Annotated in this window: 22 protein-coding genes and 2 riboswitches; of the genes, 2 read left to right on the forward strand and 20 right to left on the reverse strand. The window is 53.4% G+C overall.

Going from position 1 to position 23,887, the window contains the following annotated elements; all coding sequences use genetic code 11:
* Positions 1 to 2: 2 nt before the first annotated feature.
* From PGL01S_RS26210 to PGL01S_RS26285, 16 genes are all read right to left on the reverse strand, one after another.
* The gene (locus tag PGL01S_RS26210; RefSeq protein ID WP_127497917.1) at positions 3 to 935 is read right to left on the reverse strand and encodes an ABC transporter permease; all 933 of its coding nucleotides are present in this window, start codon (positions 933 to 935) and stop codon (positions 3 to 5) included.
* Between the two features lie 262 nt (positions 936 to 1,197).
* Positions 1,198 to 2,844, reverse strand: coding sequence for a peptide ABC transporter substrate-binding protein (locus PGL01S_RS26215; RefSeq protein WP_127497919.1), 1,647 nt, complete (start codon positions 2,842 to 2,844; stop codon positions 1,198 to 1,200).
* Between the two features lie 508 nt (positions 2,845 to 3,352).
* A complete protein-coding gene (glyA, locus tag PGL01S_RS26220) occupies positions 3,353 to 4,600 on the reverse strand; it encodes a serine hydroxymethyltransferase (RefSeq protein WP_127497921.1) in 1,248 nt (415 codons plus the stop codon).
* 23 nt (positions 4,601 to 4,623) lie between these two features.
* On the reverse strand, positions 4,624 to 5,226 hold the full coding sequence (locus PGL01S_RS26225) for a TIGR01440 family protein (protein WP_127497923.1): 603 nt from the start codon (positions 5,224 to 5,226) through the stop codon (positions 4,624 to 4,626).
* 115 nt (positions 5,227 to 5,341) lie between these two features.
* On the reverse strand, positions 5,342 to 5,800 hold the full coding sequence (gene rpiB, locus PGL01S_RS26230; RefSeq protein ID WP_127497925.1) for a ribose 5-phosphate isomerase B: 459 nt from the start codon (positions 5,798 to 5,800) through the stop codon (positions 5,342 to 5,344).
* Between the two features lie 100 nt (positions 5,801 to 5,900).
* Positions 5,901 to 5,981, reverse strand: a riboswitch (ZMP/ZTP riboswitch).
* 86 nt (positions 5,982 to 6,067) lie between these two features.
* A complete protein-coding gene (locus tag PGL01S_RS26235) occupies positions 6,068 to 6,646 on the reverse strand; it encodes a low molecular weight protein arginine phosphatase (RefSeq protein ID WP_127497927.1) in 579 nt (192 codons plus the stop codon).
* A 41-nt stretch (positions 6,647 to 6,687) separates the two neighbouring features.
* Complete coding sequence (locus PGL01S_RS26240) at positions 6,688 to 7,200, reverse strand: manganese efflux pump MntP (RefSeq protein WP_283094428.1); 513 nt, start codon at positions 7,198 to 7,200, stop codon at positions 6,688 to 6,690.
* 115 nt (positions 7,201 to 7,315) lie between these two features.
* A complete protein-coding gene (locus PGL01S_RS26245; RefSeq protein WP_127497932.1) occupies positions 7,316 to 8,386 on the reverse strand; it encodes an L-threonylcarbamoyladenylate synthase in 1,071 nt (356 codons plus the stop codon).
* A gap of 144 nt (positions 8,387 to 8,530) precedes the next feature.
* Positions 8,531 to 9,286, reverse strand: coding sequence for a stage II sporulation protein R (spoIIR, locus tag PGL01S_RS26250; protein WP_127497934.1), 756 nt, complete (start codon positions 9,284 to 9,286; stop codon positions 8,531 to 8,533).
* 473 nt (positions 9,287 to 9,759) lie between these two features.
* On the reverse strand, positions 9,760 to 10,707 hold the full coding sequence (gene prmC, locus PGL01S_RS26255) for a peptide chain release factor N(5)-glutamine methyltransferase (protein ID WP_127497936.1): 948 nt from the start codon (positions 10,705 to 10,707) through the stop codon (positions 9,760 to 9,762).
* 48 nt (positions 10,708 to 10,755) lie between these two features.
* Positions 10,756 to 11,826 carry a peptide chain release factor 1 gene (gene prfA, locus PGL01S_RS26260; RefSeq protein ID WP_127497938.1) on the reverse strand — a complete coding sequence of 357 codons (1,071 nt, stop codon included), beginning with the start codon at positions 11,824 to 11,826 and terminating at the stop codon, positions 10,756 to 10,758.
* Positions 11,827 to 11,968: 142 nt separating this feature from the next.
* Positions 11,969 to 12,610 (reverse strand): YcnI family copper-binding membrane protein, encoded by a 642-nt coding sequence (locus PGL01S_RS26265; RefSeq protein WP_174806603.1) that lies wholly within the window; start codon positions 12,608 to 12,610, stop codon positions 11,969 to 11,971.
* A 127-nt stretch (positions 12,611 to 12,737) separates the two neighbouring features.
* Complete coding sequence (locus PGL01S_RS26270; RefSeq protein WP_127497940.1) at positions 12,738 to 14,357, reverse strand: copper resistance CopC/CopD family protein; 1,620 nt, start codon at positions 14,355 to 14,357, stop codon at positions 12,738 to 12,740.
* Positions 14,358 to 14,522: 165 nt separating this feature from the next.
* On the reverse strand, positions 14,523 to 15,623 hold the full coding sequence (ychF, locus tag PGL01S_RS26275) for a redox-regulated ATPase YchF (RefSeq protein ID WP_127497942.1): 1,101 nt from the start codon (positions 15,621 to 15,623) through the stop codon (positions 14,523 to 14,525).
* 133 nt (positions 15,624 to 15,756) lie between these two features.
* On the reverse strand, positions 15,757 to 18,027 hold the full coding sequence (locus PGL01S_RS26280; protein ID WP_164775598.1) for a methyltransferase domain-containing protein: 2,271 nt from the start codon (positions 18,025 to 18,027) through the stop codon (positions 15,757 to 15,759).
* Between the two features lie 93 nt (positions 18,028 to 18,120).
* Positions 18,121 to 18,531 carry a hypothetical protein gene (locus PGL01S_RS26285; RefSeq protein WP_127497946.1) on the reverse strand — a complete coding sequence of 137 codons (411 nt, stop codon included), beginning with the start codon at positions 18,529 to 18,531 and terminating at the stop codon, positions 18,121 to 18,123.
* A 90-nt stretch (positions 18,532 to 18,621) separates the two neighbouring features.
* Here PGL01S_RS26285 and PGL01S_RS30980 point away from each other — a divergent pair, with 90 nt between their 5' ends.
* Complete coding sequence (locus PGL01S_RS30980; protein WP_164775599.1) at positions 18,622 to 18,765, forward strand: hypothetical protein; 144 nt, start codon at positions 18,622 to 18,624, stop codon at positions 18,763 to 18,765.
* Between the two features lie 73 nt (positions 18,766 to 18,838).
* On the opposite strand, the gene PGL01S_RS26290 is transcribed toward PGL01S_RS30980, so the two are convergent.
* From PGL01S_RS26290 to PGL01S_RS26305, 4 genes are all read right to left on the reverse strand, one after another.
* Complete coding sequence (locus tag PGL01S_RS26290) at positions 18,839 to 21,199, reverse strand: S-layer homology domain-containing protein (RefSeq protein WP_164775600.1); 2,361 nt, start codon at positions 21,197 to 21,199, stop codon at positions 18,839 to 18,841.
* Between the two features lie 207 nt (positions 21,200 to 21,406).
* Entirely contained in the window at positions 21,407 to 21,718 is a 312-nt protein-coding gene (gene trxA, locus PGL01S_RS26295; RefSeq protein ID WP_015847398.1) for a thioredoxin, read from the reverse strand.
* A gap of 63 nt (positions 21,719 to 21,781) precedes the next feature.
* Positions 21,782 to 22,207: an RrF2 family transcriptional regulator gene (locus tag PGL01S_RS26300; RefSeq protein ID WP_015847399.1), complete on the reverse strand. Its 426-nt coding sequence runs from the start codon at positions 22,205 to 22,207 to the stop codon at positions 21,782 to 21,784.
* Positions 22,208 to 22,339: 132 nt separating this feature from the next.
* Entirely contained in the window at positions 22,340 to 23,119 is a 780-nt protein-coding gene (locus PGL01S_RS26305) for an aldo/keto reductase (protein WP_127497979.1), read from the reverse strand.
* Between the two features lie 247 nt (positions 23,120 to 23,366).
* On the opposite strand from PGL01S_RS26305, the gene PGL01S_RS26310 reads away from it, so the two are divergent.
* On the forward strand, positions 23,367 to 23,576 hold the full coding sequence (locus PGL01S_RS26310; RefSeq protein WP_127497951.1) for a hypothetical protein: 210 nt from the start codon (positions 23,367 to 23,369) through the stop codon (positions 23,574 to 23,576).
* 162 nt (positions 23,577 to 23,738) lie between these two features.
* Positions 23,739 to 23,841: riboswitch (guanidine-I (ykkC/yxkD leader) on the forward strand.
* The last annotated feature ends 46 nt before the right edge of the window (positions 23,842 to 23,887 follow it).

A 23,887-nucleotide genomic window follows, 5' to 3' on the forward strand; every position in this document is an offset into this window, starting at 1 on the left:
GATTAGCCCCCCTTCCTGCTGGTCATTTTAATACGCGGATCCACGAATCCGTAAGCAATATCGGTAAGGAAACGCGCCAGCATCAGAATGACGGCATAGAACAGCGTGAGTCCCATAATAAGCGTATAGTCACGGTTGGTAATACTGTTGACGAAGAACTTGCCAAGACCGCCGATACCGAAAATTTGTTCAATGACAACGGAACCGGTAATGATGTTTGCCGTCATTGGACCGATGTAGGTAACAACCGGCAAAATGGCATTGCGCAAAGCGTGGCGAACGAGAATCACGCGGCCGGACAAGCCTTTGGCGCGTGCTGTTTTCATATAGTCGGCGCTAAGCACTTCCAGCATGCTGGAGCGAACAAGTCGCGCAATAAACGCGGCCGGCAGGAAAGACAAAGCAATGACCGGCATAATAAAGTCCGTCGGGTCATTCAATCCGGCTACGTCGAACCAGCGCAATTTGACGCCAAATACATACTGCAAGAATGGAGCGACAACGAAACTCGGTATCGATACACCAAGTACTGCCAGCAAAATCGTAAAGCCGTCAAGAAACTTGCGGTGGTTAAGCGCAGCAATCAGACCGAACAAAACGCCGGCTGCAATCGCCAAAATAATGGCGAAGATACCGATTTGGAGCGAGTAGATAAAACCTGTCTTAATAATATCAACTACAGTAACGTACTGTTGTTTCATGGACATCCCGAGATTAAAGTGAATCAGGTTGTTCAAATAATGCAAATATTGAACACCCAGAGGATCATTAAGTCCATACGCTTCATTCAAACGCTCTTGAATGGCGGGAGGAATGTTCTTCTCACTTTGGAACGGGTTGCCTGGAATGGCCTTCATCAGAAAAAAAGTGGCCGAGGCCAGTACAAAGATCGATACGATCATGAACAACAGCTTCTGAAGCACATAGCGGACCAAACGTCATGGCACCTCCTGAAAAGAATGATCACACAAAATGCCATTACCATGGTTATTTGTGATGATTCTTACATCGTAAGCATGGACTTTAAATGAACGATCACCCGAATAGCCATTATCAGAGCCATTATGATGATTCATTACTTAGAAAGCATAAGCTTTCGAAAATTAAAAGGTTTAAACTTCCGAAAGTTAAAAGTGAAAGGGGATATATGCAGCTATCATAGGCCGCATATATCCCTCAATTCGTGCCGAGCTTTAATTACTTCGCTTCGTAGTATCCGCGGTTGTAATCAATGTCGCCTTTGTAGTCGATAAAGATGCCTTTGAATCCAGGCTTAATCATATAAACTGTGCTGTAGTAGTAGATCGGCATAATCGCGCGAGTACCAACTACAAGCGATTCAGCTTTGGACATTGCTTCCATACGTTTAGCTTGATCGTCAGTGCTGTAAGCTTCTTTGATCAGAGCATCGTACTCTTTGTTAGCAAAGCCAGTGTTGTTGTTGCCGGATTTCGACGAGAACAGGTCGATGAACGTCATTGGATCATCGTAGTCAGCGCCCCAACCGCCGCGCGCCACATCGTAGTTCAGGTGGTTACGGTTGTCGAGGAATACGCCCCATTCTTGCTTGCTAACTTCGGTTTTGATGCCGAGGTTTTTGCTCCACATTTCAGCAATTGCTTCAGCAACCGCTTGGTGCAGTTCGTTTGTATTGTAAGTCACTTTAACCGTAGGCATCGCCGTCAGGCCTTCTTCTTTCAGACCTTCAGCAAGCAGTTTTTTCGCTTCTTCAACGTCTTCTTTGAAGTAGTTGTCCGGATGCTCCGTACGGTAGTCTTCTTTCTCGCCTTTGATACCTGGAGGAACGATACCGTAAGCAGGCTTTTGCTCGCCTTTTGTTACGTTGTCAACGATATCTTGACGGCTGATTGCCATCGAGAGCGCTTGACGGATTTTTTCGTTATCGTAAGGCTTTTGCGTTGTATTGAACAGGTAGTAGTAGATCGATGCGCTGCCTTGGATTTTGAACTCATCCGGATTGTTTTGCTTCAATGTCGGGAATTGTTCGTTAGGGATCAAGCCAGTAGGCATACCCGCATAATCCAGTTCGCCTGTTTGGTACATGCTCAGCTCTGTATTCGAGTCGTTAACTTCAGAGAAGACAACCTTGGAGAGCTTGATATCGTCTTTTGCATAGTAGTTGTCGTTCTTAGCGATCGTAATGGAGTTGTTCTTTTTCCACTCGCTCATTTTGAACGGACCGTTGGATACCAGAGTCGAAACGTCAGTTGCCCATTGCTCGTTTTCTTTAACCGATTTGTGAACCGGATAGAAAACAGTGAAGGACATCAGACCAAGGAAATAAGGAGTTGGCGAGTTCAGCTCTACTTGCAGCGTGTGGTCGTCAACCGCTTTAACACCTACATCGTCAGCCGTTACGCCGTCAGCGGCAGTGTTGTAAGCTTCCGCATTCTTGATGTAGTACAGCTGGTAAGCATAAGCAGACGCTGCTGGCTTCAGGTTAGGATCGAGGGCACGCTTCCAAGCGTATTCGAAGTCACCTGCAGTTACCGGGTCACCGTTGCTCCATTTCGCGTCATCGCGAATGGTGAACGTGTAAGTCTTGCCGTCGTCGGAGATTTTCCACTCTTTAGCGACAGCTGGTTCAACTTCGCCCTTCTCGTTCTTACGAGTCAGACCTTCAAACAAACCGTTTACAACAGTTGCGGACACTTGGTCTTGTACCTGAGCCGGGTCAAGGGACGGCGGTTCAGTTGCAAGGTTCATGCGGAACACAGAGCCTTCGCTGCTTCCGGACTCTTGCTTAGGTGTACAGCCGACAGCTACGAGAGCCAGTGCAAGCAGTACGGAAATCATGGTAAAGCCATACTTCTTCTTCGACATTTTACTTCCTCCCCTGGATCTTCTCCTCTTGCTTGCTATTGTAATAATTTGACATTACATAATTAAACAATGCGAGAAATAATACGAAACATTGAATAATTATCAATGAACATATGTTCAATCGCCCTGTTTTACAAATGTTCAGACCAAATTAGTACAAAAGTAATGTTAATTAATATACCATAAACAAATATACATAATTTATATTGATTTGTCACGCCCCAGAAATTACATTTCTGAAATTGTCGAATTTTGACGAGATATGTAGTTTCGTGGAACCCGCTTATATATCATGCTGCATTCGCTTTAACTTAATTCATAACACCAAGGCGAAACGGCCATCGCGCTCCAAATGCTCCCCTTTCAAATCATAGAGAACGATTAAACAACGAACAATTCCATTACTTCTATATCTGCGTAGCGAAATGACTATATCTAAATAAAAAAGAGGCCGTTCCCAAGCGGTCGATTGGACCTTTGGGAACAGCCTCTTTTGCAAAGATAGCTATTAGTATTTCATGTTCGGGTAAAGCGGGAATTGAGCAGTCAGGTCGCGGACCATGCCGGTTGCTTTCGCCAATACCGCTTCGTCTTTCGGGCTCTTCAGCGTCATTGCGATAATTTCGCCGATTGTTTTCATGGCTTTCTCGTCCATGCCGCGGGAAGTGGCAGCCGGAGTGCCAAGACGGATACCGCTTGTTACAAACGGGCTTGTTGGATCGAATGGAATCGCATTTTTATTCGCCGTAATGCCGATCGAGTCAAGAACGTGCTCAGCGTCGCGGCCCGTGATGTTCAGGCTGCGCGTGTCAATCAGCATCAAGTGGTTGTCCGTACCGCCGGAAACGATGTTGATGCCTTCCGCAATCAGCGTCTCGGACAATACTTTTGCGTTGTTGACTACTTTTTGCGCGTATTCTTTGAAGGATGGTTGAAGCGCTTCGCCGAATGCTACCGCTTTTGCTGCGATAATGTGCATCAGAGGACCGCCTTGCGAACCAGGGAATACCGCTTTATCGATTGCCGCTGCCCAAGGTTGACGGCAAAGAATCATGCCGCCGCGAGGACCGCGGAGCGTTTTGTGAGTTGTTGTTGTAACAAAGTGCGCATGAGGCACAGGGTTCGGATGCAGACCTGCCGCAACAAGACCCGCGATATGAGCCATATCCACCATGAACAATGCGCCTACGTCTTGAGCAATTTGGCCAAGCTTCTCGAAATCGATGGTGCGCGGGTATGCGCTCGCGCCGGCAACGATCAAGCGAGGACGATGTTTGAAGGCCGCTTTGCGAACTTCTTCATAGTTGATTGTAAACGTATCTTCTTCTACGCCGTAAGCAACGAAGTTGTATAGAAGACCGGATGCGTTAACCGGGCTGCCGTGCGTCAAGTGACCGCCGTGTGCCAGGTTCATGCCAAGAACCGTGTCGCCTGGTTTGAGGACGGCAAGGTATACCGCCATGTTCGCTTGCGCGCCGGAGTGAGGCTGAACGTTCGCATGCTCGGCGCCAAAAATTTCTTTAGCGCGTTCGCGTGCGATGTCTTCCACAATGTCCACATGCTCGCAGCCGCCGTAGAAACGTTTGCCAGGGTAGCCTTCTGCATATTTATTCGTCAGGACCGAACCCATAGCTTCCAGAACCGCTTCGCTTACGATGTTCTCGGATGCGATCAGTTCGATGTTGTCGCGTTGGCGCTGCAGCTCAAGGCCCATTGCCTTTAATACTTCAGGATCTTGGTTACGTAAGTTTTCCATTGTGAAAAGCCTCCTAAATATAATTAGTCGCAAGTTCCTGACGTCTGCTCTGACGCCAGGCCGCTGTCTTCCAAGGTGTATACCGCGCGCGCTCCGCCAATCAGCTTAGGCCGCGAAAAAGCCATCGTAACATGGGCTGCGCCAATCGACCGGATGGACGGTCTGACCGGAACGGCAACCCGGCGCAGGTGCATGCCGATAAAGGTATCGCCGATATCGATGCCCGCATGCGCCTGAACCGTCTCAACCAGACAAGCATTGGGCAGATGCCGGAAAGCGTAAGCGGCCATTGAACCGCCTGCCTTCGGAACGGGTACGGCCGCAACCTCATCCAGCCCGTATTTGTCCGCCGCCTCGCGGGGGAGGACAAGCGCCCGGTTCAAATGCTCGCAGCATTGATATACCGGATAAAAGCCCACGTCCTTCCGGACCGCTTCAATGCCTGCATAGATCTGGGCGGCCGTCTCGACCGTTCCCGAAGTTCCGATCTTATGGCCAAGCACCTCGCTTGTGCTGGTGCCGACAACAAGCAGCTGGCCGGCTCTCAGTCCTCCTGCTACAACAAGTTCCCTTACAATAGTCTCCACATCGGCTGCAATAGTAATGGTTTCCTTTTGATTGTTCATTGTACATACCTCCTATGAATACAAAGAATGATCACACGAATCGCTTAAGGATTAATTACACCGATGGCCAGTTAATTAAGCGGTTAATGATAATTCTTGCTTCGAAAGCATGGACCTAAGGATGAACCGTATACTGCTGCTCGATTTCCTTCACTTTCCGGACACGCCCAACGTGGCGATCGCCGCCAGAGAACGGCGTTTCCAACCAGATGCGGACAATTTCCTGCGCAAGACCAGGGCCGATAATACGCTCGCCCATCGCAAGCACGTTTGTATCGTTATGCTCGCGGGTGGCTTGTGCCGAAAACATATCATGCACCAGCGCGCAGCGGATACCCGGAACTTTGTTCGCCGCGATTGACATGCCGATACCCGTGCCGCAAATCAGAATGCCGCGGTCAGCCTGACCGCCGGCCACTCTGTCTGCCACAGGCAGCGCATAATCGGGATAATCCACCGACTGGCTGCAGTCGCAGCCCAAGTCTTCAATTTCATGACCAAGCGATAAAAGAAACGGAACAATTTCATCTTTCAGACGGTAACCCGCATGATCTGCACCAATTGCAATTTTCAACGCAAAACCCTCCTGCTAGTTGTCGAATCATACGGACTTATTATACCTAAAATACTCAAAAAGACGAAAAAAGAGCATGACATGCTATCACTAGCATGCTGCTCTTTGCCCAGGCGACCGGCCGTATGTTCCGATGCTCCACCGTGGTTACCCACTTCCGTCGCCAGTTACATCGGAAACCGTCTTTGTTACCTTCATGATAGCTTATTCAACCGTGAAAATCAATCAAATATACGCATAAATCGGGCCTAATTCCGGCATGGAATATCATCCCTTTTGAAGCATTTGAAGGAGGGACTTCAGGCTCTCTTCGATTTCCTTGGCGCAGCTTTCGTACATGCCAAGCGTTCCGCCGAACGGATCGGCGATATCGAAGCTTGGGATCCGGCGCTCCAGCTCCAGAAGACGGGAACGTTCCGCAGTCGACAGCTGCTGGCCTAGCGCCTGCTTCATATGCATCTCCGTATACAGGCGCTCGAGCTCTTCAATGTCCGCCTGAACGGCCGTATCCTGGTTAACGTATTCCTTGAGCGTATAAGCTTTATCCACGGCTTCAGGGAAATAGTTGAGCAAGCCGCGTTTGTGTCCGGCTGTCATCGTCAGAATGAGATCCGCCCATGCAACGGCTTCTCCGCTTAACGCGCGCGACGAGCCGCGGTGCTCGACCGATTTGCCCCGCAGCGTTGTTGCCGCATGCGACGAGATCGGCAGTCCGTCAATGGTAGATACTCCGGCGGAACGAACCTCCAGCGATATCCCCTTCTGCTCCGCCATCGTCCTCAGCATGGCTTCCGCCATCGGCGAGCGGCAGGTATTGCCGGTACAAACAAACAAGATGCGCGTCATGCTGCATTCCCCTTTCTGGTATGGCTGATTCCATTGATGTATTAAAATATAAATAAAAGACCGAAAATGAGCAAGATCGTCCCGCCAAGCGCCTCCCCGTAGCCGCCCAGATTTTCGCTGACCCGGCGCCCAAGCAGCAGTCCCAGTACGGACATTAACCCGCCGAAAAACCCAAACAATAACACCGTCAGCAAAATATCGGCCTCGAACATGCCGAGTGTTACGCCAACGGAGAAGGAGTCGATACTGACGCTGAACGCAAACAAAAACGTTCCGATCGAGGAACGGTAGTCCATCGTTTGGACCGATTCCCCTTTGAGCGAGCTGTAAATCATGTGCCCGCCAAGCAAAAGCAGCAGCACGCCCGCAGCCATCGTCGCAACATGGCCAAGCAGTCCGCTGACAAAATGTCCGGCATATATGCCGCCAAGAGGCATCAGCACATGGAATAACGCGATAATGCTGCTTAACCGGAGCACATCGCGCAGGCGAATCCCCTTCAGCCCGATTCCGATTCCTAACGAAAAAGCATCCATGCCAAGCGCAACCGCCATAATGAGCAGTGTCGCGAATTGTCCGGCATGCAAAGTTGCATCAGTCACGCTATCGCCCCCATGTCCACATCCATTCTTAACCAAGATATGCGGACAAGGGGACAAACATACTACTCTATACGCGGACGATTTGATGCCCCGCCGCTTTCGCCAGACGATTCATCAGAGCAAGTCCGATCCCTTCCTCGGAGCAGCCTTCCGCCCATATGCGCTGCACGCCTTCCGAGTCGAACCGGCGGAGTGCCGCATACAGGTTATGCGCCGCCTGCTCCGGATGCAGCTCGCTCCCGTAACTGAGGATCAGGTCGGCATCATACGCGGCTGCTCTTTCGTCGAAAGTGAGAACACCGGTCTTCACAGGCGTTGTTTTGGCATGATTGAGTTGCTCCTGAATATAACGGACCGCATTCGCCGGTTCGCCCAACACGATCCGAAGATCGCCTTTCGGCGCATAATGCGTATATTTCATGCCCGGCGAGCGCGGCGCCTCCGACACATCCGGATTCGCTGCCGCAGGAGCATCGATTACCGCCTCAGGCGCAGCGCTCTGCAGCTGCTCGGCCGTAATCCCTCCGGGACGGAGAATACGGATGGTATTCGAATCCGGCAGCTCAATAACGGTTGATTCCAGTCCGACGCCCGTCGCGCCTCCGTCTACGATGCCGCTGATTTTTCCTTCCAGATCCTCCAGCACATGCGCTGCAAGCGTCGGGCTGGGCCGGCCGGAGCGGTTCGCGCTGGGAGCGGCTACCGGACAGCCGGATTGCCGAATGAGGGCCAGCGCGGCCGGATGATCCGGCATCCTGATGCCGACGGTCGCGAGCCCGGCCGTAACAAGCGGAGATACCGCGCCTGTGCGTACCGGCAGCACGATCGTAAGCGGGCCCGGCCAGAACTCTTTCATCAGCCGCGTCGCAAGCTCCGGATAAGGAAGAGCAAGCTCCGCCAGCAGATTTTCATCCGCGATATGCACGATAAGAGGATTATCCGACGGTCGGCCTTTTGCCTTGAATATGCCTTCAACCGCCTTTGTGTTCCGGGCATCCGCACCTAGGCCGTATACCGTTTCGGTCGGAAAGGCAACCAGCTCTCCTTCCCGCAGCAGCGCCGCCGCTTCCTCCAATTGTCCGGCCATCGCATCGGCAGGAGCAGCCTCCGCAACCCGCCAAACCTTCGTTGTTGTCATCTCTATCCTTCAATCCCTGCTATTCGAAAGTAATCGTTCGTCGTCTAACTGCCCCCATTATAGCATATACGTCCTGAATTGCGGAGCGGCGGCCCTTTGCCGGGCGACTATGCGCCTTGAAAGAACCGCCGCGGGCAGCTTGCTTTAGAACAGGCTTTTCAGCCAGTTGATGAATTGCTCAATAATTTCCAGCAGGAAAAACTTCGCTTTTGGCGCTTCGCCTTGCTTATTCTCGTCTTGCGATTTTTGAACGGAAACTTCGGATTTGCCTTCTTTGCCGTCAGAAGCCTTTTCAACCTTTGCGTTATCTTTATGATCGGCGGAAGCCGTTTTTACCGTCTCCGCTTTCGCGGCGTCAGCATCCGGATTGGCAGCGGCGGCTTCGCCGGTTGCCGCATCGATGAAGCACAGCGGCGGGAACAGCACGCACCACCAGTTTTGGCCTTTGCCTTCGCCAAGCGTAATCAGGAGAGCTTCATAGTTGCCTGCCGGATACACTTCGTTGCTGTACATTTTTGTCGGGAACGGAACCTGGCCCAGCTCTGCATGATAGCTATAATCGAACCTGCGGCTTGTCAGCACGTCAGCTACGATACCATTGATTTCGTCCATATGATCAAGCACCGTTTGGCGCGCTTCTTCAATCGTTTGCGGACCCGTTACCCAAGTGTCCATGGCTTTCACCACGGCATCGCGGACAACACGCTTTACGGCCTGGTCGGCAGGGGAATCAGAATTAGCCAAGATGCGCAGACGAATGGAATCTTGCGGAATAATCGTATCGACCACAGCCGCATCCGTACGCTGCTGCTCCCAGCTCATCACAAGAACAAACAAAACGATAACCAACAAAGCATAAGATTTACGGAAATAAAAAAGGGAATTAGTGCGGTTGATCATAACACAAGCTCCTCTCGATCGCACCCGTCGGTGCATCAGCTTGCGTTCCGGAACGTATCTATCCGTCATTATGTCCGCGTTCCCGGCTCTATAAACCTAGCAGAAAAAATGAAAATGATAGAGTTGTTTTCATAACACACGAGGCCGGTGAGGGGAGGGAGCGGGGAATGGCGTGGGGCGAGGTGCGGGCAGGGGCTGTAACGCGGTTTTTCCGTGTTACAGCCGGGAATGGCGCGGGGCGAGGTGCGGGCAGGGGCTGTAACACGGTTTTTCCGTGTTACAGCCGGGAATGGCACGGGCTGCGGTGCGGACAGGGGGATGTAACACGGTTTTTCCGTGTTGCAGCCGGGAATGGCGCGGGGCGAGGTGCGGACAGGGGGCTGTAACGCGGTTTTTCCGTGTTGCAGCGGAGTTAACAAAAAACACGCTGCCAGCATCGGATGATGCGCTTAGCAGCGTGTTCAATAAAGTTACTATTTTGTGCGGACGGCGATGACATGGCGCTCGATGCCGCCATAGTCAGTAATGATGCGGATGTCGTCCCATTCGCCGACATTCCGCAGCAACTCTGCAACGTCCTGGGCTTGGCCCATGCCAAGCTCGAAGGCGACAATACGCGGCAGCTGCGCAAGCGACGGCAGCTGCTCCACCATGCGGCGATACGGATCCAGCCCGTCCGCCCCGCCGTCCAGCGCGAGGCGCGGCTCGTAATCGCGCACCTCGGGCTGGAGGCCCGCAAGATCATCCGCCGGAATATACGGCGGATTGGACACAAGCACATCGATGCGGATGTCCTCCGCATCGGGTGCCGCCCCTGCGGCGCCGCGCTTTGCAAACGGCGCCAGCAGGTCGCCCTGCACGAACGCCATGCGCCCCGCCGCCTCATGGCGGGCCGCGTTCGCGCGGGCGACCTCAAGCGCGTCCGGCGAAAGATCGGACGCGCATACGCGCCATCCGGGACGCTGCGAAGCAAGCGTCACGCCGATGGCGCCGGTGCCGGTGCCGACGTCAACCACCGTCGGCGCTACAGCCCCGTCCGGCGGCCACAGCTTGTCGGCCGCCTCAAGCACGGCCTCGACGAGCAGCTCCGTCTCCGGCCGCGGAATAAGCGTAGCCGGCGTAACCGTAAACGGCCGGCCGTAGAACCATTCCTCGCCGATGATATACTGCACCGGCTCGCCCGCCGCCTTGCGGCGGATCAGCCGGGCCCATTCCGCGGCATGCTCCGCCGGAAAGGGCTCGCCGAAGTCGCGCAGCATCGCTGACCGCTCGATGCCAAGCACGTGCAGCAGCAGCCGCTCTACATTGGAGCGCGGCTCCATAACGCCAAGCCCCTCCAAAAACGAAGAAGCCTGCATGCAGGCTTCCCTAATGGTAAACGACGGTGCAAAAAACGCCCGTTCGTCCTTATGATCACTCATTTTCTCTAACGTCCCTTCTTCGAAGGCATTAAAGCTATCCGAAAATGCTTAGTTAAGCTCTCGCTCCATCAATTCCGCCTGCTCGGCAATCGTCAGCGACGATACGATCTCTTCCATGTCGCCGTTCATAACGGAATCCAGCTTGTGCAGCGTAAGACCGATACGATGGTCCGTTACGCGGCTTTGCGGGAAGTTATATGTGCGGATACGCTCGCTTCGGTCGCCCGTGCCAACCTTCAGCTTACGCTCGCCCGCATATTTCGCTTCCTCTTCTTGACGGCGGATATCGGAGATCCGGGCACGAAGAACTTGAAGGGCCTTGGCCTTGTTCTCGTTCTGCGATTTCCCGTCTTGACAGGTCGCCATAATGCCGGTAGGCACGTGAAGCACGCGAACGGCCGACTTGGTCGTATTAACCGACTGACCGCCTGCACCGCTGGAGCAGAATGTATCGATCCGGATATCTTTATCCAGGATTTCAACTTCCACTTCTTCAACCTCGGGCATGACCGATACCGTCGATGTAGACGTATGAATACGGCCGCCGGATTCCGTTACCGGAATACGCTGTACGCGGTGCGCGCCGCTCTCGTATTTCATCTTGCTGTAAGCGCCTTTGCCGGTAATCATAAAAATTACCTCTTTGAAGCCGCCGAGATCATTCTCGTTCAAGTCCATCAGCTCGCAGCGCCAGCCTTGCGCGTCCGCAAACTTCGTGTACATCCGATACAACTCGTACGCGAACAAAGCAGCTTCATCGCCGCCCGCTGCGCCGCGGATTTCCACGATAACGTTCTTGTCATCGTTAGGGTCTTTCGGCAACAGGACGATACGAATCTTCTCATCCAGCGCCGTCTTGCGCTCGGTCAATTCATCAATCTCCATCTTGACCATCTCGCGCATTTCGTCGTCAAGCTTCTCGCCTTGCATAAGCTTGGCATCTTCAAGCTGTTCCGACACTTGCTTATATTCTGTGAAGGCTTCATAAGCCTCTTGTAAATCCGATTGCTCCTTGGAATATTCCCGCAGGCGCTTCGGATCACTGGCTACATCCGGATCGCACAACAGTTCACTTAACTTCTCGTAACGGTCTGCGAGCGCTTGTAAACGGTCCAACACAATGATTCACCTCTATGATTTTCCTTAATGGTATCACTCATTATAGCACAAAGGACCCGCATTTTCGACTGGTGTATTTGCCTAAGTCGCACGAAAGGAGCTCCGCGTCTTCCCTAAGGAAAACGGAGCCCCTTCATTCTGTTTATTTCTTGTTTTTTCTAGCCGCAAGCGCGACGGCAGCCAAACCAAGCACAACCGCGATAATCGATAACGTAAGCGGAAGCGCCGAGTTGGAACCCGAGTCCTTCGAATCGCCTGCATCCGCCGCGGCGCCGGTATCATGACCGTGTCCGTCGCCTTCTGCGACAGCCGCCGTTACCGTTGTTACGGAAGCCGGCTTATCCGAGCCGTCTGCCCCAACCCATTCGACAACCTTGTTGTCGCTGTAGGTCTGGTAAGCTTTCCATACGAGCTGGGTAGCGTCCTCGTTTACTTTGCCGCTCATGCGGAACTCGGTGAATTCCGTTTCGCTGAGACCGCCGCCTTCCGCTGCCGTCCAGGTAATGGTTGTTACAACGCCGTTAGCATCCTTTTCAAGCTCGCTGGTCCAGCCCGGCTTGGGCTCAACGCGGGAAATGACCGCTCCGTCCGCCACCTTAACCTGTACTTTGACGGTGTTAACGCCCTTCTCCTCGCTAGGCACGCGAACCGCGAATACCTGGTACGAATTCGCCGGTACGGATGGCGGCTGAACCGTTACGTGGGCGCTTGCCACTCCTGCGAACAGCATCATGCATACGGCCATCGCAGCCGCTATTACCCATTTTTTCATCTGTTTCTTCATCTGACGCATCTCCCTTTCTGATCATAAGCCTGTCGTGCGCTTCTCTGAGAAGAGTATATAACCGCGCATACTGCCTGACATGACTCGAAAGGGCTACCCGGATATGACTATTATGTGTCTTCCCGTTCTAATAATTCCGGAACGCGGTTTCCCGCACCAGCTCATTATCGTCCTGATCCATAACGCGGATCTCGGCCGTCCATTTGGAGGCGTAAGGCAGGAATGGACCCGTCGCCTCATAGGACGCGCTGATGTAGCCCGGGAAAGCATCGTTAGGCTCGCTGTCGTCCTTCACCAGCGGAATATCGATGGGAGCATCCTTCCTGCTGTCCGAATGCAGGCGCAGAATAACCGACTTAGGCGCCCCCGACGCCTCCGGCAGCCAGACGTGGAGGGAAACCGTATTGTCCCCGCCTGGTACGTTAGGCGATACGTTAAACGTTACGTGCATATCCTGGCCCATCTGGTGGAAGTTGTACGGCTCGTTAGGAGGCAGCGGGCTCATATAAGTAAACACGGCTGCAATCGCCACGATACAGGCCATCATAATGGCATCCGCCTTCAGCAGGCTTCCGGCCGGGAAGCCGCTCTTTTTCATCCGGAGACGCAATAGCGTACCCGTCACAAGCACCGCGACGACAAGAACAACCTTTACGGTAAGCAGTCCGCCCCATGTGGTCAGCCACAAATACGACAGCTTCGGCAGGAACAAAAGCGTCATCGTTACCCCGCTGATGACAAGCACGGCAAGGGAGATCAAAGCGCCCTGCGAGAAGCTTGCGCCAAAGCGCCCCGCTTCCTTCCGGTCCGCGTACCAGACGTACAGGAGCACGGCCAGACCGCCAGACCAGACCGCGGAGGCAATCAAGTGGATAAAGTCAAAAGCAATCGTAAGCACCTTCTGGTCATTTGCCGCCGGATGGCCGATCAGGCTTTCCACGCCAAGCAACAGTACTACCCACAGCAGACTGACAAACCTTTCTTTGAACCGCTGGGCTGCAAAACCAAGCAACACCAGGATAATGAGCTCGAGCCATGCCCGTCCGGTAGTCGTATTCGTAAACAGCGACCCCCAGGAGGAAATTGGCTGGCCTTTCATCAATTCGTTAACCTGCAGGAAAATATGAACCAGTACCGTAAGCAAAAGCGCCCGCATGCCAATCAGGGACAAACGCTTAAAGGCTGATTGCAGCGATTCGCTTGGCCTCCGGATAAAGACCGACCATAAAGCGATGCCCGTCGCCAGCAGCAGCGCTGCATAATAAAGCACCCGCACGGCATACAGCAGGTTTTGCTGCATCCCTTTTGAATTGCTTGCTTGCGTGGCAAACGTCTCCCCGTCCTTCCAGTCGGGCGGATTGCCGACAACAAAAGCATAAGAGCCGCTGATCGGATGGCCGTCCTCCGAAATGATATGGTAAGAGACCGAATAAACACCGTCCCCAAGCGCGGGAAGACCTGCCTTAAGGGATGTTCCGCCGTTCTCCAGAACCGGCTCTTCCGTCTTTATTTTGTTTGACTTGGAATCCACGACTTCCAAGGATCCGGCACTCGGCTCAACCGCCTCGTTAAACGTTAGCTCCACAAAAGGCGGCGACTCGGCAAGCTTCACGTTCGCGGCAGGAACGGTCTTCTCCAGCGTCGCATGCGCGAAAGCCTGCGGCGCAAGCGTTAATGCCAATACGACAAGCAGCATAACCGCTGCCAGCATTCGTTTCGGTAATGTCGGTAACGTATGTAAAGTCATAACACCATACTCCTATTCTTTAGCTTCCTTCCCATTGTACGACTGCCAACCGCTTTCCGCATGACTCGTTCGAGCTACGCTTGGATAAAAGCGTTTTCCGCAAGAACAGAGCAAAGCGGTATTGCTCTCCCAAATGAGAACAATACCGCTTTCGTCCCGCTGCTATTAAACGTTGAAACGGAAGTGCATAACGTCGCCGTCCTGCACCACGTATTCTTTGCCTTCGAGGCGCAGCTGGCCTCTTTCTTTTGCCGCGTTCATCGTACCGGCGGCAGCCAGGTCCTCGAACGACACAACCTCGGCGCGAATAAAGCCGCGCTCGAAGTCGGTATGGATAACGCCGGCCGCTTGCGGAGCCTTCATACCTTTACGGATTGTCCAGGCACGAACCTCCTGCACGCCAGCCGTAAAGTACGTATACAGGCCAAGAAGCTTGTAAGCCGCGTTGATCAGACGGTTAAGGCCGGATTCCTGCAGGCCCAGCTCCTCGAGGAACATCGCTTTGTCTTCGCCTTCCAGCTCAGCGATTTCTTCTTCCACCTTCGCGCTGATTGGCACCACTTGCGCGCCTTCGGCAGCCGCGAATTCGCGCACCGCTTGCACGAACTTGTTATTATCCGTATCCGCAACCTCCGACTCGGCTACGTTTGCGGCATACAGCACCGGCTTCATGGTGAGCAGGTGAAGATCGCGGATAATCAGCTTCTCGTCATCCGACAGCTCTACGCTGCGCGCGGGCTGGTCGTTGTAGAGAGCTTCTTTGACGCGTTCCAGCACTTCAACTTCCAGGGCGATTTTTTTGTCGCCGCCTTTCAGGTTTTTGCGGGAACGCTCGATTTTTTTCTCAACGGACTCGATGTCCGCCAGAATCAGTTCAAGGTTGATCGTTTGGATATCGCCGAGCGGATCCACTTTGCCGTTTACGTGCGTGATGTTCTCATCCTCGAAGCAGCGTACAACGTGAACGATCGCGTCTACCTCGCGGATATGGGCGAGGAACTTGTTGCCAAGGCCTTCGCCTTTGCTTGCGCCTGCCACAAGGCCGGCAATATCAACGAATTCGAAGGCAGTCGGAACCGTTTTGTTCGGCTGCACGAGCTCTGTCAGTTTGTCCAGACGGTAGTCCGGCACCTCTACCACGCCAACGTTCGGGTCAATCGTACAGAAAGGATAGTTTGCGGATTCCGCGCCTGCTTGCGTTATTGCATTAAATAAAGTGGACTTGCCGACGTTCGGCAATCCCACGACACCTGCTTTCAAAGCCATGAAATAAGACACCCCATTTTCCGAAGTAACAATCTCACGTCATTATACCCGATGGCCGCTTACAATAAAAGCCCTAGTACAAGGTAGACAGTTCTTCCAAAAATGGGGCGTTGCCGCCTTTATCCCGCTTTCGTCAGGTTCGCTTTTTCCGGCAGACCGCAATAACGTACATCGGATCGCAGCTCTTGAACCTCGCAAGCGGCAGCGGTTCATGCCCTTCGGCCCTAAGCAGGCGCTCCTCGGCTCTTCCCAGCGGCAGACCCACCTTTTCCCGCATCCAATTCATGGAGAGCAGCCTTGAATCGTCAACCGGGTTCTGCCCGAACATCTCTTCAATGTCGTAACAGGCCAGCAGCTCGCCCACCAGCTCAGAGGTCCGATATTCGAAGCGGTGATATTCGTTAAAAGGCTGCTCTTCGTAATATAGCGGAGGGTTCGTTACCGAGCGGTTAGGCGTGGACACGATAAATAACCCGCCGGGCTTCAGCACGCGGGCCGATTCCCGGATCCACGCCGCTCCTTCGCTTACGTGCTCAATCGTCTCGAAGGAAATAACCGCGTCAAAGGATTCGCCTGCAAAAGGAAGCTTCAGTACGTCGCCCGTTTCAAACCGTATCCCTTCTCCGCCGTAATCCCGTTCCGCAAGCCGGGCGGAAACGGCGTCGATATCGATGCCCGTAACCTCCGAAGCCCCCGCATGCTTCAATAATGCTGAACCGTATCCCGCTCCGCAGGCGGCATCCAGCACCTTCAGGCCCCTGACATAACGGCACGCCAATTCGTAACGGTACAGATGCTCCTCGTATACATCGGCATACCGCTCCTTCACCTGCCGGTTGACCACAAGCCGTTCGCCGCTGAACACGACATCGTTTTGTTCCTTGAGCGGCTGTTCGGGCACTACCTGCATTGCTTCCGCAACCGGAGGCAGCGGCAACTGCAGCTGTTCCGCAACCGCCGCCACGGCCGTGAACTCCTCAGACTCAAGCTCGGTTACCGGGGCGGGCGTCAGCTCCGGCTTAACGCTTATGCCAAGCGTAATAATGCTGCCCGAGGTCAGCCTCCCCTTCACCGGGTGCTTGCCGTTTGCCATCCGCTCCAGCAGGCTGAAGTCTTCGGCGCTGATATCCGAACCGGGGCGCCCATCCTTCCCGTCATCGATAAGCAGGGTCGAAACGGCAGCAAACCCGGCATCCGCATACAGCTTCCTCACCTGCTCAATGGAATACAGATAAGCGGACTGCTGCTGGGCATCGTCATTATCCGGCTGCAAATAACGCAGCATAAACGGATAGTAATGACGGTTCAGGAACGTTCCGATCAGCCAGCCGGCAGGCTTCAGCAGCCGCTTCAGCTTCCGCATCGCCTCGGGCGTCCCGCAGATGTGGGCATCCCCGATAAGGATGCCGTCTAACGAGCCAGTCTCCAGGCCCCATTGCTCCGGATCCTCCGAGCCGAACACCCGGATGCCGGCCGCTTCCGCCACTTTGGCCGCTTGACCGTTTTTTTCGACTCCATACAGCAAAGCACCGGGAAACCGGTGCCGCAAGCTGAGCAGCGTCGCTCCGCAGCCGCAGCCGATATTCAGAAATCTTGGACTTCCGCTCCCGCCGCCGGCAGCGGATACTTCCCGGTCCAGCAGCCCAAGCATATCGGAATGAATGATCAGCGCCTCCGAAGAAGCGAATCCCCATTTCTCGCGAAAAAGCTGATTGTTCCGGGCGAACAGCTGCAAATACATGGCCGAATCCGCCCGGAAGCTGACGCTGCCGTAATGATGGATAAAGGTATCGCGGCAAAGCATAAGCTTATACCCGAGAAGCTTTAACCGCAGCGACAAATCATCATCTTCGTAATTGCCGATGCCAAACCGCTCATCCATCCCGCCGGCCTTATCGTAGACCTCCCGCCGTAGCAGCATGCAGAAGCCGATCAGCTTCAGCCGCTCCTCCATGGGATGGCTTCCCGCAGACCGTCTCACCGATTCGGAGAAACGGTCGAGCTCCTCGATCGTCGAATAATGGCTCGGAATCTGCGTATAGTAATAAGCCGAGTTCGTGACCGGCCCCACCGCACCGATCGAAGGATCGCTAAACAAGCTGCGCTTCAGACCGTCCAGCCAATCCGGCGTCACCAGAGTATCGTTATTCAGCAGGAGCAGCAGCTCGCCGGATGCGGCCGATGCCCCTTGATTGCAGCCTTTCGGGAATCCGGCATTACCGTGATTCGCGACCAGAAGGATATCCGGCTCGGCTCTCGCCCAGTCGGCCGTCCCGTCCTCCGATCCGTTATCGACAAGGATCAGCTCGTAGCTGCTCGCCGCCGTATGTCGCCTGATGCTTTCCACGCAGGATTTTGTATAATCAAGCCCGTTTCTGGTCACCAGGATTATGCTCGTCAGCACCAATCTCTTCACCGCCCGGCACATAGGTTCATGCCAACAGCATATGTAGAAGGAGCCCGGATGCAAAGGCTGTTCGCCTACTGCCCCGCGGCGTTATTTTTTATAGAAAGATAAACCGAACAAATAACCGGCCAGCACGTTAAAAATCGCTTCGTTCTTGTCATCGAGAATGATCCGGCTCAGCGTCCCGTATGTGCCTTCGGCGCCGGTGTACAGCTTGCCGTAATTGACGGCCGCCACATAATTCAGGACTACGATTACGATCGACAGCATTAACGTGAACTGCGTTTCCTTTATGCGGAACCCGAACTCGCCTTTGCCGATCAGATGAAGGCTTGCTCCAAAGCCGAATGTAATGCCGAAAAGAACAAACAGGAACTTGGCCGTCACATCCGGATCGCCGTTGCGCATTAGAAATTCGTTGCTTGCGTAAACAACAAGCATGGTGAACAAAAGAAAGAGGACAAACACCACATACTTAAATAACGCTGACTTCTTAACCATTTTCTGCACCCCTTATGTTGTCGAACACGATTGCATGCCAAACCCTCCCCCCGCCCATACTAACAGGGACCAGGAGGTGAAAACTACACGATGGAAAATCAAACCCACAAAGGCAATTATAAAGGGACAACGGCCATGAAGGCAAAGAACCAAGATATGACATTTGTAAACGATACGATTGAGGATGCGAAATCCGTTACCAACTTCTCCTCCAAGAACAAAAAAACGGACTAATCCCAACATAAAGCCCCCGCCTGGAAGCTGCCACGGCAGCGAACCAAACGGGGGCTTCTTTATTGAACCGACCTCAATTGCGCAGCGGCGCCTCCTGAAGCTCCGCCCTTGTCTGCAGGAAGCGGAAGAAGGCTACGGAGGCTTCGGCTCTCGACACCTGCTTAGCCGGCTGGAAGTTGCCGCCCGATAGCGTCATAATCTTCAGTCCGACAACAATAGCCGCCTGGCCCTTCTTCTCCATTTTGTCCGCGTCCTTGAAGCTGATATTGAACAAATCATCGTAATTGGCGAGGGAGTTGTACCCAAGCGCGCGCACAATCAACTCCGCCATCTCCTCGCGGTCCACCTTGCCGTCCGGATTAAACGAACCGTCGCCGATGTCGATCAGATTTTGCTGGAGCGCGCTTTCCACGTATGCATAATATTGATTTTTCGTGCCGACATCGGCAAATGAAGCGGATGCCGTTGAATCCGCCGACCCTGCGTACAATACCGGCGGACGACCGCTGTTCATCGCCAGCACAAGCATTTTGATCAGCTCGCCGCGGGTTACGATTTCATTCGGACGGACCTTGCCGTCCTTCACATCAAGCGCTTTGTAAGCCACCATCAGCTCTAACTGGCGCTGCGCCCAATGACCGTCAATATCGGTAGCCTTCGGTTTCTCCAGCTGGGTAACCTCTCCGGTGTCCCGGCTTCTCCAGCTGCCCGATTCCGCATCCAGGAAGATGGACTCATCCAGCTGGCGCGGCACTAACCGGTAGATGAGCTGAGCGTTAGCGTTGGATTCCACATCCGACGTCTGAATCACCCCGGCAGCCAGCAGCGTCTTATATTTCTCGACGGGAATCGGCTGGCCCTGGTACACGTAATTTTGCGTCAAATAATAAGTCAGCTCCGTCCGGTAATAAGTCATCCACTTCTCAATGGCTTGCGCCGGCGTAATAACCTTAGGCGCCGTCTCCGGGTATTTATACGGATGGATGCTGGCATCGTAGCTGCGCACCGCGCCCGTATTCGAGTCAATGGATACGTTCACGTTGTCATAATCGGCCGTTGCGCCGTTAATCTTGTGAACGAAGCTGAAATAATACGTATCGATATACGATACTTTATCCGGGTCGTACTGCGACTTATCGCGCTTCACAATGTACAGCTCATCCGCCGCCCAAGGAAGCTGCTTCTTCACCGTTTCAATGGCTTTGGCTTCGGCTTGGTCATAAGACAAGGCAGGCTTCGCGCTCGCATTCTGGTTGTTCTGATAGGAATAGAAGCTGTTGATAAATCCCGTCCGGCTATTGATTAATGCCGATGCGGAGCCGACCGTGTCTTTTCCGTTCTTCAGCTCCCACTCGAGCCGCCAGCTCGCAACCGTCGCACCGGCACCATCATCCGTGTTCTCGTAATAGCTGGCGCCGGCATACACCGCGTTTGAAGGAATAGAGAAGGCTGACAGCACGGCTTGCTTCGCCTGCTCCTCGGTCAGATTCACCGCTCCGGGAGCTTCCCCCAGCGGTTTATCCGCTATCGGCGTCCCCGATACCTGGTTGGGATCGATGTATCCGCTTTGCACTTCTTTGCCGGTAACCGCATCAATCGCAAAAGCTCCCATATCGTAGCTCAGCACCGGTTTGCTTGGCCCTTCCGGATTATTAGGGATAATGTAACGCAGCTCCGGCTTTGCCTGCTCGATAAGCTTTTTCTTCGCTTCATCGGCCGTCAGCTTGGCATCCGCCTTCGGAAACTGAATCGTATCATCCCACTGCAGGGTGTAGCGCAAGACATGCCCTTCGCTGTCGACATCAAGCTCGATATAGTTATCCACGTAAGGAATATCATTGACAACCCGGTCAAACCTGAGCGTGTGGCGCACCTCTCCCGTCAGAGGAGGAAGCTGCTGCGCGCCGTATTCCGGATTAAATTTCACTTGATCCTTGTAAGTTGGCGCTACCTCGGACAAGAAGGAATAAGCAATCTTCTGCGCGGCCTCCCGCTCAACCTTCAGCGGATAAGTAGGCTTGGCGCTTGGATTATCGATGTAGGTGCTGTAATCAAGAAGCTGGCCGGTATCCGCATTTAACCGTACATAGATGCTGCCCTTGTTTTTGCCGTTTACCTTGTACACGAAATCAAGACCCCATACGCTGCGTTTACCGCCAGCCAGCGTATCGGACGAGAGCGAAGCCCCTTGCAGCACGTATTCCTTCGGGACGCTTACGGTCTGTCTGGCGAGAGATTCCGCCTTTTCCTTCGTCACCTTTGCATTAACGGGAGCAACCGCGCTTCCGTCCGATCCGGCAGCATCTCCTGATACCGATACGGCCGAAGCTGCCGGTTTGTCAGCGCTTTCGGCAAAGGCCGCGGCAGGAAGACTGCTCGTCAGCATAACCGCGGTTGCCAGCACGGCCAGCTTCTTGCGATGATTCATCACCATAACGAACCTCCTATGCTTTTCCATTCTTGTTAATCAGCTAAATAGACGCGGAAGCCGCGCCAGAAGTTGCGTCGTGTCCCAATATTTTCATATTATCATTTTTCACACGGTCGCGCGCCTTCCTCCAGAGGTGCTTTGCTGCACTAAAAAAAGCCAGGGACCCGCGTTATACGCAGGTCCCTGGCTTTCATGCTTTACAGCCAAATCTTACAGTTGGCCGGAGATTTTTGCTTTCAGAGCGTCTTTGCTTTGTACGCCGACCATTTTGTCAACGGGTTGACCGTCTTTGAACAGGATCAGTGTAGGGATGCTCATTACGCCGAATTGGGAAGCCAGCTCCGGCTCTTCGTCAACGTTGATTTTTGCGATTGTAGCTTGGCCTTCCAGTTCAGTTGCAAGCTCTTCTACGATAGGGAGCTGCATTTTGCAAGGTCCGCACCAAGGTGCCCAGAAGTCTACCAGAGAAACGCCGTTTTCCACGCTAGTTGCAAAGTTATCTTTTGTCAATGCTACTGCCATTGTCAATCATCCTCTCCAAAATAATATGATAAGGGAATTCCGCCACGCACGTTTTATTGTAGCCTAATCGCAACCACAAGCGTGAATTTGCTTTAGTACATCGGAAATCGTGATGCCGCTGAAGTAGCCTTCCAGCTGCTTCTCGGCTGTACAGAAGATCCCGAACATCACTTGGTTCATATTCGAGCCAACGACGCAATCCATGCCCGGATCACCCGAGCACCAGCTCGGAATAAACGAGCCTTGCGCCATGACGCGGTATACATCGCCAAGCGTAACGACATCTGGATCAATTGTAAGCCTGTAGCCGCCTCCTGCGCCTTCTCGTGTATCGACAAAGCCGCTTTTGCGCAATCCGCTCATAACTTTGCGGACGCGCGCGGAGTGCGTGCCTACGTTGTCGGCGATCATCTCACTGCTTGCCATCCGCTCGGGCAGATAGGCTAAATAAACGAGACTGTGTACGGCAATCGTAAATTCGCTGTTCAATGTGAACGGCCTCCCTGTTTAGTACTGTAATAATATCAATTACAGTTAACAATGTCAATAGCAAGGCCGCCCGATTTCCGCCACAGTCATAGGGTGCGACGGCGGCACCCCCCTTATTCGCTTAGCTTGTTGTTAGAAATTGAAATTCATGGGGTCGGATCCAAAGCGGCGGCCGACATTAAGTCCATTGATCTTCTCCACCTCTTCGGCGGTAAGTTCAAAGTCGAAAATATCCGCGTTCTCGATAATCCGGCTCTTCGTAACGGACTTCGGAATGGTGACAACTCCGCATTGCAAGTCCCAGCGCAAAATAACCTGCGCAGCCGATTTGCCGTGAGCTTGTCCGATTTCCTGCAGCAGCGGCACATCGAGATTACCCTGAAGCAGCGGACTCCATGCCTCAAGCTGGATGCCGCGCTCTTTGCAATAGCTCTGCAGTTCAGGCTGAGTCAGGTAGGGCTGGAATTCCACCTGATTCACCGCGGGCACCACTTCGCAGTTGCCAAGCAGATCGTCCAGATGAGGTATCAGGAAGTTGCTGACGCCAATTGCCCGCACATGCCCTTCCTTGTACAGCTTCTCCAAAGCACGATAAGTATCCTTGTATTTGCCCGCCACCGGCCAGTGAACGAGATACAAATCGATAACGTCCAGCTTCAGCTTGCGGCGGCTTTCCTCGAAAGCCTTCAGCGTGCTCTCGAAGCCCTGGTTGCTGTTCCATACCTTTGTCGTAACGAACAGCTCCTCGCGCTTCAGACCGCTTGCGGCAATCGCGTTGCCTACGCCTTCTTCATTACCGTAGATCGCCGCCGTATCGATGCTGCGGTAGCCTGCCTCCAGGGCATCCGCAACCGCTTGCTCGACCTCTTCGCCTTCCTTTGTTTTGAATACGCCAAAGCCAAGCCAAGGCATCTGAATTCCGTTGTTCAATTCCGTGGTTTGCGTTATGGATGTAAATTTGCTCACAACTCTTCTCCTCCCTCATTCTAAAAATGCTGCTTCTCAGCTCCCCTATTTTACCATTGATCTTCCCCTATGAACAATTAAGCCGCTATCGAATAATTAGCGGGATGTTCCCAACAAACCTGTCATGATGGTGGGAGAGGCGAATACATATGTACGGAATGGCGAATCAGCAGGCGAAGGAGGTGTGTTGGGGATGGTGCTGTGGTGGAACCGATGGACTGCCTTCCGGACTGAGGCCGGATCCCGGGCTGATGAAATCGACAGGCTGCATGCGTATTTCAAATCTAACGGGTTAAAATCAAAGGTAACCTTGGATGGCTCCTTAAAACGGCTTCATGTACGCAGCAACGATGAAGCACGCGCCAAGGAGCTTGCGGCTTCATTCGATGCCGAGCATTCCTGATAAGCTTTTGATTCAGCCGCAATCCGCTGTTTTTCGTAGGCGGCACCCGTACCGAAGCAAGCCGCAGTCCCCTTGAGACTGCGGCTCCTCTATCCGGGTGCCGCCATTTTTTATCCTTTTTTCAGAGCCTTGATCTTCGGGGGGAAGTGTGTATAATACAGGTTAGTGGTTTTCTAGGGTTCCGCTAAGCGAGAGGCTTAGGTCTGGTCCGAGGGAAAACTCACAGCGATAGCTGTGATCACGGAAGGATAAAAACCTGGGAGTCGCCTGCGCCAGCAGTGTACTCCCGGGTTTTATTTTTGTCTTTTTAA

The sequence above is a fragment of the Paenibacillus glycanilyticus NBRC 16618 genome, assembly GCF_004000805.1.
GTDB classification, from domain to species: domain Bacteria; phylum Bacillota; class Bacilli; order Paenibacillales; family Paenibacillaceae; genus Pristimantibacillus; species Pristimantibacillus glycanilyticus.